Source organism: Bradyrhizobium nitroreducens (genome assembly GCF_002776695.1).
GTDB classification, from domain to species: domain Bacteria; phylum Pseudomonadota; class Alphaproteobacteria; order Rhizobiales; family Xanthobacteraceae; genus Bradyrhizobium; species Bradyrhizobium nitroreducens.
The window spans coordinates 8,143,463-8,152,056 of sequence record NZ_LFJC01000003.1 but is presented as its reverse complement, the minus strand read 5'-3'; the positions used below and the strand labels follow the sequence as shown (position 1 = coordinate 8,152,056).

Below are 8,594 nucleotides of genomic sequence, written 5' to 3'. Positions count from 1 at the left end.
CCTTAGTTCGATCGAGCGCTTCTGCGCTTACAGTTTGCCCGCCAAGGCCTAAAATGCCACGAACTTTTGGTTCAGGACACTACGCGGCGTTCCGGCGATTGCGCCGTTCCGGCCCGCGATAGTCGGAATCGCGGCTCTTGCGGCGATCCATCGGGCCGCCGCGCAGCTTGACGAAGAAGGCCTGGACCTCGGCCGCAAGGCGCTCGGATGCCCCCGAGACCTCGTTCGCCGCCCCCATCACGTCGTCCGCCGAGCGGCTGGTTTCCGTGATCGCGCCGGAGACGGTGCCGATGCTGGTGGCGAGCGTCTGCGTCCCCGAGGACGCCATCTGGACGTTCTGCGAGATCTCCCGCGTCGCCGCGCCCTGCTGCTCCACCGCACTGGCGATCGCCGCAGTGACTTCGTCGATCCGGCGCATGGCGGCGGTCAGCTCCTTGACGGAGGCGACCGCGCTGCCGGTCGAGTTCTGGATCGCGGCGATGTGGCGGGCGATGTCCTGCGTCGCGTTGCGGGTCTGGTCGGCCAGCGCCTCGACCTCGGAGGCCACCACCGCAAAGCCGCGGCCGGCCTCGCCCGCGCGTGCAGCCTCGATGGTGGCGTTGAGCGCCAGGAGATTGGTCTGGGCCGCGATCGCCTGGCGCCGATGCCATGTGCACGGAACCATGCATAATGCCGGCAGCCCCGCCGAGGCCGGTCCAAACCGAGTCGCGCCGTTCGCGAAGTGCTTGCAGGCAGGGCGGAATCCGCGCAACAATTTCATCTTTGATGGTTGATTTGCGGCCGGTGAGAATGTCCTGTCCGGCCGGGAGGAATTCAGACGTGGCCAACATCCTGATCGTGGATGACGACCCGGCCGTTCAAATCACGATCCGGCTGCTCCTGGAGAGGGCCGGTCATTACGTCACCGTCGCCGGCGACGGCCGCAAGGGACTTGCGCAGTTCGAGGCGGGCCGGTTCGACTTGCTGTTTCTCGACATCTTCATGCCGGGCATGGATGGGCTGGAGACGATGCGTCACATCCGGGCGCTGGCCCCGGCCATTCCGATCATCGTCATTTCCGGCCGATCGATCACGCCGGATGCCTATGCGGAACCGGACTTCCTGAAGATGGCGACCAAGCTCGGCGCCGTGGCAAGCCTGCAAAAGCCCTTCCGGTCCAGCGCGCTGCTCGCCGCGGTCGAAGGCTGCCTGAAGGCGGGCGAGCCGGAGGGGTCCGATGTCAACTCCGGCCGCCGATAACGAGGGCTCCTCTGCTTCAGGCCAGATCGACCGCGATCATCGGGGAGGTCCTGCGAGCATCCCCGTGACGCTCGCCACGCGGCTCGCTGTCGCAATGATCCTGCTGGTGGCGGTCACCGTGGCTGCCGTCGGCTGGCTGGGCTATCGCAACACCACGCAGGCCGTCATTCCGCGCGTGCTGGAGCGGGTCGAGGCGCAGTCACGCCTGCTCGCGATCAACCTCGAATCCTACGTGTCCGGAGTGCGCGGCGATCTGATCGGCTATCGCGCCGCCGCAGCCATCCAGGGCCTCATCCGCGCTCACGTTGCCGGCGGAGTTGATCCTGCAGACGGCGTCTCGGAGCAAACCTGGCGCGAGCGTATCGCGGCCAGACTCGAGGCCGAGATCGAGGCCAAACCCATCTATGGACAGTTTCGGATCATCGGCGTCGATAACGACCAGCGCGAGCTCGTCCGCGTCGACCGCTCCGGGCCAAACGGCGCAGCCCGGATCGCCTCGGACAGCGAACTTGAGACCAAGAGCGATCGACCCTACTTCCGGGAAACGATCCGGCTCGCGCCCGGCGAGATCTATGTGTCACCCGTCGTTCTCGCCACCCGCCAGGGGGGCACGACGGACCCACACGTTCCGACGCTGCGCGCCGCGATGCCGCTGTTCGCGGCAGACGGCAAACCGTTCGGCATCATCGTCGCGAATGTCGACATGCGCCCGGCGCTCGCCCACGTCCGTTCGGCGACCAGCTCGGAAGGAGATATCTACGTCGTGAACGCGCGCGGCGACTATCTCGTTCATCCCGATCGCGCGCGCGAATTCGGCACCTTGCGTAATGGTCCCAACGACTGGCGCAAGGACTTCCCCTATTTCGCGAATCTGGCTGGCACGCAGGAAGGAACCACGCGGCTCCTGAACGATGGGTGGGGTCGGCCGAGCGGCGCGGTGATCGCCCCTGCGCTGCTGGCTGGCAAGGAATGGGTCGCGATCATCGAAACGATTCCTCCACCTGTGTTCGGCCTGGTCCCCGCGGCGATCCAACAGACGACGCTGCTGGTCGGCATCCTCGCCGTGCTGGCCGCGGCTTCACTCGCTATCCTCTTGTCGCGCTCGCTGACCCGCCCGATAGGCCGTCTGACCGCCGCAGTGGAGGCGATCGGCCGCGGGCATCACGCCGACATTCCCGTCGATGCCAGCGGCGAGACCGGCGTGCTGGCGCGGGCCTTCGCCCGGATGGTTGAGGAGACCCGGGTGAAGACGGCCGCGCTCGAACGCGAAATCGCGGAGCATCGCCGCACGGAGGCGGCACGCAGCCATCATGCGGCGCGCGAGCGCCTGTTCAGCGCCGCCGTCCAATCATCCGACGACGCGATCGTGATGCAGACGCTCGACGCCATCATCACGGGCTGGAATCCGGCCGCCGAGCGTCTGTATGGCTATTCGGCGGATGAGGCGATCGGCCAGCCCACATCGATCATCGTCCCGCCCGACCGACGCGCGCACGGCAAGGACTATCTGGCGCGGATCGCCCGGGGCGAGCCGGTCGAACGGTTCGAGACGGTGCGCCTGCGCAAGGACGGCACGCCGGTCGAAATCTCACTCAGCCTGTCGCCGATCAGGGGGCTCTCGGGCGAGATCATCGGCGTCTCCGGGACCGCGCACAGCCTCACCGAGGCGCGGCGGGCCGAGCGGCAGCTCCAGCAGCAGCTCGAGGAGCGCCGGCAGATCTTCGACACCTCGCAGGATCTGATCATGATCATGGATGCGCGGGGCCATATCGCGCAGGTCAGTCCGAGCAGCGAGACCATTCTCGGCTACCGACCGGACGAGATGATCGGCCGCAGCGGCGCCGACTTCATTCATCCCGATCATCTGGAACTTTCCCGCGCCGAGATGCGCGCGATGCGTCAGGGCGAGCGCATCAAGCCTGCCGACACCCGCTGCTTCCACAAGAACGGGCACGAGGTCTGGCTATCCTGGCTCGGCAGCTGGTCCGAGCAGGCGCACCGCTTCTACTTTGTCGGACGCGACATGACGGAGGCGCGGCTCGCGCAGGAATCGCTGCGCGAGAGCGAGCGGCTCGCCCGCAACATCGTCGAGACCTCGCTCGACGCCTTCATCCAGACCGACGAGACCGGCAGCATCCTGAACTGGAACTCGCAGGCCGAGCAGCTGTTCGGCTGGCGCCGCGAGGAGGTGCTCGGCAAGAGCACGATCGACCTCATCGTCGCCGAAAGCGAACGCGAGAGAGCGAGGGCGGGTCTGAAGCAGTTCCTGGAGAACGAGGACGGCAGGACGCTGAACCGCCGCCGCGAACTGATCTGCCGCCGCCGTGACGGCAAGGAGTTCAAGGCCGAGCTGAGCGTCACCGCGCTGAAGCGCCGCGAAGGACTGCTGTTCAACGTGTTCTACCGCGACCTCACCGACAAGATCGCGGCTGATGAGCGCATTCGGCACGCCGAGAAGATGGAGGCGATCGGCCAGCTCACCGGCGGCGTGGCGCATGATTTCAACAACATCCTCACCGTCATCACCGGCACGATCGAGATCCTCGCGGAGGCCGTCGAGAAGGAGCCGCAGCTTGCGGCCATCACGAAGATGATCGACGAGGCGGCCGCGCGCGGCGCCGACCTGACCCAGCACCTGCTCGCCTTCGCGCGCAAGCAGCCGCTGCAGCCGCGCGAGATCGACATCAACGCGCTGGTCGTCGACACCGCGAAGCTGTTGCGTCCGACGCTGGGCGAGCAGATCCAGATCGAATCGGTGTTCGAGGAGGAGAATTGCGTCGCGGTCGTCGATCCCAACCAGCTCACCACCGCGATCCTCAACCTCGCGCTCAACGCCCGCGACGCCATGCCCGGCGGCGGCAAACTGATCGTGGAGACCGGCGCCGCCTATCTCGACGAGGTCTATGCCAGCGTCAACGACGTGCGCCCCGGCCATTACGTGCTGATCGCCGTCAGCGACACCGGCACCGGGATTCCGGCGAACATACTGACCAGGGTGTTCGACCCCTTCTTCACCTCGAAGGGACCCGGCAAGGGCACCGGCCTCGGGCTTTCGATGGTCTACGGCTTCATCAAGCAGTCCGCGGGCCACATCAAGATCTACAGCGAGGAAGGCCACGGCACCACGATCAAGATGTACCTGCCGCCCGGCAAGACGCCGGCAGTGGTCGGCGAGGGCGTTACGCCGGCGGCGATCGAGGGCGGACACGAGACCATCCTGGTGGTCGAGGACGACAAGCTGGTGCGCGACTACGTGCTGGCACAGCTGCATTCGCTGGGTTACGTCACCTTGCAGGCCGCGAATGCCGCAGAGGCGCTCGCGATCGTCGCCGCCGGCGAGCCGTTCGACCTCCTGTTCACCGACGTCATCATGCCCGGCAAGATGAACGGACGGCAGCTCGCCGACGAGCTGATGAAGACGCGGCCCGATCTCAAGGTGGTCTACACCTCGGGCTATACCGAGAACGCGATCATCCATCACGGCCGGCTGGATTCCGGCGTGATGCTGCTGGCCAAGCCCTATCGGAAATCGGATCTGGCGCGGATCATCCGCAAGGCGCTGAGCGGTTGAGCTTCCGTAGCCCGGATGGAGCGCAGCGCAATCCGGGAAACAGTCGTGCGGCGCGCGCAAGTCCCGGATTACGCTTGCGCTCCATCCGGGCTACGAAACCGTCGGTGAGGGAGATGGCCCCCGGCTCGGCAGCGCATCATTGCATGATGCGCTGCGTCCGGGGCACGAGACCGCTTTACGACGCGCGCTGGGCCGCGGTCATCACGATGCGGATCAGGTCGGCGGCGTTGCGCGCGCCGAGCTTCTTCATGATGTTGGCGCGGTGGTCCTCGATGGTGCGCGGGCTGATGCCGAGCGTGCGGCCGGCTTCCTTGTTGGACGCACCGGAGGCGAACTGCTCGAGCACCTCGCGCTCCCTGCGCGTCAGCGGCTCGCGCCCGGGGAAATGCAGCGAGCCGAACTTCGGCGAAGCGTTCTCCGCCTGCCTGCGCGCATAGGCGCCGATCGCCTCGTCGAGCCGGCCGACGATCTCACTGCCGCGGAACGGCTTCTCGATGAAGTCGAGCGCACCGCTCTTGATCGCGCCCACCGCCATCGCGATGTCGCCCTGTCCGGAGATCATGAAGATCGGGGCCGGATAGTCCTCGCCGTGCAGCTCCTTCAGAATGTCGAGGCCCGACTTTCCGGGAATGTGCACGTCGAGCAGGATCGCAGCCGGCGTGCGGTTTCGCGCGACGGAGAGCAGTGCCGCGCCGTCCGCAAAACAGATCACCTCATAGCCCGCCGCCTTCAACACCATCGACAGGGTGTCGCGAACGGCAGGGTCGTCATCGACCACGAAGATTTCACCGCGAGAGCTATGTTCGGCCATGTGCCACATCCGGTTGGCATGAAGGACTCGCGTCCGCGCCTCCTGTTATGGCGTTCGGCGCGGATTCGGCCCACCCGTATTTGTACGGGACATGGACTTAACGCACAAGTAGCGGCAAGGTGCCTAATTGCGGGGTACGGAGAATATCCATGCTAAATTTGGCCGGCACACCCCCGCTCGCCGCGATGGCTGAAACTGACAGCCGTCGGTTGATCGCCGCCGATCTTCGCGCCCTGATCACTCGGATCGAGAGCAGCATGCGCCTGATCGACGCAGCCATGATGGAAGCCGACACGTTGGAAACGGGTTTCGCGTGCGGCGATCCGGCCGGTTCCGCCGATATTATCGTGCTCGACGACGTCACGCCGCGCTATGCCACGGCGAGCGCCGCCCTCAGCGCATGTCGGGCGGGCCTCGGCCACGCCCTGCAATGTCTGTCGGAATCCGGCAACCCGGCGTAGATCGCAACCAGCGCGGCGCAGCCGCCGCGCCCCGTCGCATGGCCGCCCCGCATTCAGGCGCGGTGCCGCTCCACGATCGCATCGGTGGCGACACCACCCCAGGTGTGGATCGCCGGAAGGCCCATCGCGGTCTTGCCGAGATTGGCGAGGCTGATGCGCAGGGCCGCCAGATCAAGCGGCTTCGGCAGGCTCTGGAGCTCGATCCCGACGGACCGGGCGAAGCTGCGCGCTGCGCTGCGGCGCTTGCCGTCCATGCCGCTGATGACGATCACGGCGCCGCCGAACTTCGCCGCCGCCATCTCGCGCAGCACCTCGATGCCGTCGCCGTCCTCCAGCACGAGATCGAGCGTCACGCAATCGAAGCGGGCGGAGCGAAGCTTCTCGATGGCGTCCGCCACGGACGGCGCCACGGTGACTTCGTGGCCGGCCTGCTTGGCGGCAACCGTGATCAGGCTGCGCTGCGTGGCGTCGTCATCGACCACCAGAAGCTGAAGCGCACGCCGTTCGGTGCCGTCGGGCAGGTTTGAAGAGATGGGCGAGAGAGAGCTTCTGGGCATTTCCGTATCCTGAGAGTGAGACCGTCAACGGATACACGGTTCGCGCTTAGGCCACGTAAAGCTGCTGCGGCGAATTCGTTCGGATCTCTTCAGAAAGTGTGAAGCACGCGATCGGAAAATGGGCCGTGCCCGCGCGGCGGATCACGCCGCGGCGTCATGGCCGCCGGCCGCACCACGCTTCTTCCGGTTCTTGCCACGCAGGAACTGGATGTCCATTTCGGCGCCGTTGACGCGGACCAGCTCGCAGCGGCGATAGGCGAGGCCCGTGGACGACAGCAGCAGGAAGAACTCCTTCAGGTTCAACCCCTGGATCGAGCCTTCCACCGTGAGAATGGCGTCGGTGTCGGAGATCGCGTTGAGCTTGCAGTCGCGCCGCCAGGTGCCGTCGATGGCCATGATGCAGACGTCATAGCCGCGACTGAAAGTCACGCGTTCCGTACCCTTGCCATCCTCGGCCATGTCTATCGTCCCGCCATGGCCGCGAGGCGCGGCGCCGCGCCGCCGAGAGCCGGCTTGGCGGCTGCGGCCCGCGGATCGTTCGGCTTGTACAGGCCGCGCCGCTCCGGAATCGGGCGGAACGTGTCGGTCAGACCGACGACGGTTTCGGCCGCGCCCAGCACCAGGAAGCCGTCCGGCTCGATCTGGCGCGCCAGGCGGTTGAAGATGTTGATCTTGGTGTCCTGGTCGAAATAGATCAGCACGTTGCGGCAGAAGATGACGTCGAAGGTGCCGAGCTGGGCGAAATCGTGCAGCAGGTTGAGCTGCCGGTGCTGGATCATCGCCCGCAATTCGGGATTGATCTGCCAGGTCTCGCCGGTCTGCTTGAAGTACTTCACCAGCATCTGGATCGGCAGGCCGCGTTGCACCTCGAACTGGCTGTAGACGCCGGCCTTGGCCTTCTCCAGCACCTCCTGCGACAGATCGGTCGCGATGATCTCGACGCGCCAGCCGGTGAGGGCCGCGCCCATCTCCTTCAGGCACATCGCCAGCGAATAGGGCTCCTGACCGGTCGAGCCCGCGGCGCACCAGATGCGCACGCTGCGCTTGGCCGCGCGTGCCTTGATGATCTCGGGCATGATGTGTTCGCGAAAATGGTCGAACGGGACCTTGTCGCGGAAGAAGAAGGTCTCGTTGGTGGTCATCGCTTCGACCACGTCGGTGATCAGCTGGCGCGCGCCGCCCTGCAGCTTCTGCACGAGTTCGGCGATGCCGGAGAGCCCGGCCTTGCGCGCGAGCGGCAGCAGGCGGCTCTCGATCAGATATTGCTTGTCTGCGGACAGGTCGAGCCCTGAATTGTCCTTCAGGAACTTGCGCAGGTACTCATACTCGGTCGGGGTCACGGGTAGCCTCTTCGAAGCTGTACTGGAACACTCTGGCCAAAACGCGCGGACCAGATTCGCTCAGACCATGGCTTGTCCGACCGGGAGCAAGCCGACTTCAGCAAACTTGTCGGCGATAATGTCTTTGTCGAAAGGCTTCATGATGTACTCGTTGGCGCCGCCGCTGAGCGCCTGAGCGATATGCGCCACGTTGTTCTCGGTGGTGCAGAACACCACCTTGGGCTGGTCGCCGCCGGGCAGGCGGCGCATGTGGCCCATGAACTCGAAGCCGTCCATGACGGGCATGTTCCAGTCGAGCAGCACCGCGTCGGGCAGCTGCCGCTGGCAGATCTCGAGCGCCTTCGAGCCGTCCTCGGCCTCAGTGACTTCGAACTCGAGACCCTCCAGAATCCGGCGCGCGATCTTGCGCACGACGCTGGAATCGTCGACCACCAAGCAGGTTTTCATTTTGGTTCTCCGGCTCCGATGTTTTCGTTAGCTCACGCGGCCATTTGCACTTTGGTTTCGAGCTCGAGGACGCGATCGACGTCGAGGACGACCATGAGTTGACCGTCGAGGCGGTGGACGCCGCCGGCGAGCTTGGCCATGCGGGGGTCGAGGTTGACGGGGTTTTCT

Annotated in this window: 8 protein-coding genes and 2 pseudogenes; 3 read left to right on the top strand and 7 right to left on the bottom strand. The window is 65.8% G+C overall.

Going from position 1 to position 8,594, the window contains the following annotated elements; genetic code table 11:
* Positions 1-79 precede the first annotated feature (79 nt).
* Positions 80-637: pseudogene (locus tag TSA1_RS38460) on the bottom strand (methyl-accepting chemotaxis protein); the annotation flags it as partial.
* Positions 638-819: 182 nt separating this feature from the next.
* Here TSA1_RS38460 and TSA1_RS38455 point away from each other — a divergent pair.
* Both TSA1_RS38455 and TSA1_RS38450 read left to right on the top strand, forming a co-directional pair.
* Complete coding sequence (locus TSA1_RS38455; protein WP_100180870.1) at positions 820-1,239, top strand: response regulator; 420 nt, start codon at positions 820-822, stop codon at positions 1,237-1,239.
* A complete protein-coding gene (locus tag TSA1_RS38450; protein WP_100180869.1) occupies positions 1,217-4,810 on the top strand; it encodes a PAS domain S-box protein in 3,594 nt (1,197 codons plus the stop codon). The genes TSA1_RS38455 and TSA1_RS38450 overlap by 23 nt, the downstream gene beginning before the upstream one ends.
* Positions 4,811-4,985: 175 nt before the next feature.
* Here TSA1_RS38450 and TSA1_RS38445 read toward each other — a convergent pair whose 3' ends face one another.
* On the bottom strand, positions 4,986-5,621 hold the full coding sequence (locus TSA1_RS38445; RefSeq protein ID WP_100180868.1) for a response regulator transcription factor: 636 nt from the start codon (positions 5,619-5,621) through the stop codon (positions 4,986-4,988).
* Between the two features lie 149 nt (positions 5,622-5,770).
* Here TSA1_RS38445 and TSA1_RS38440 point away from each other — a divergent pair, with 149 nt between their 5' ends.
* Entirely contained in the window at positions 5,771-6,082 is a 312-nt protein-coding gene (locus TSA1_RS38440; RefSeq protein ID WP_100180867.1) for a hypothetical protein, read from the top strand.
* 53 nt (positions 6,083-6,135) lie between these two features.
* Here the strand turns inward: TSA1_RS38440 and TSA1_RS38435 are convergent, their stop codons facing one another.
* The 5 genes and pseudogenes from TSA1_RS38435 to TSA1_RS40880 form a co-directional block, all read right to left on the bottom strand.
* Positions 6,136-6,639 (bottom strand): response regulator, encoded by a 504-nt coding sequence (locus tag TSA1_RS38435; protein ID WP_100180866.1) that lies wholly within the window; start codon positions 6,637-6,639, stop codon positions 6,136-6,138.
* Between the two features lie 141 nt (positions 6,640-6,780).
* Positions 6,781-7,098, bottom strand: a complete 318-nt coding sequence (locus TSA1_RS38430) for a hypothetical protein (protein WP_027563592.1) — start codon at positions 7,096-7,098, stop codon at positions 6,781-6,783.
* 2 nt (positions 7,099-7,100) lie between these two features.
* Entirely contained in the window at positions 7,101-7,979 is an 879-nt protein-coding gene (locus TSA1_RS38425) for a CheR family methyltransferase (RefSeq protein ID WP_100180865.1), read from the bottom strand.
* Between the two features lie 60 nt (positions 7,980-8,039).
* Positions 8,040-8,426 carry a response regulator gene (locus tag TSA1_RS38420; RefSeq protein ID WP_008137245.1) on the bottom strand — a complete coding sequence of 129 codons (387 nt, stop codon included), beginning with the start codon at positions 8,424-8,426 and terminating at the stop codon, positions 8,040-8,042.
* 32 nt (positions 8,427-8,458) lie between these two features.
* A pseudogene (locus TSA1_RS40880) lies at positions 8,459-8,594 on the bottom strand (chemotaxis protein CheW); the annotation flags it as partial.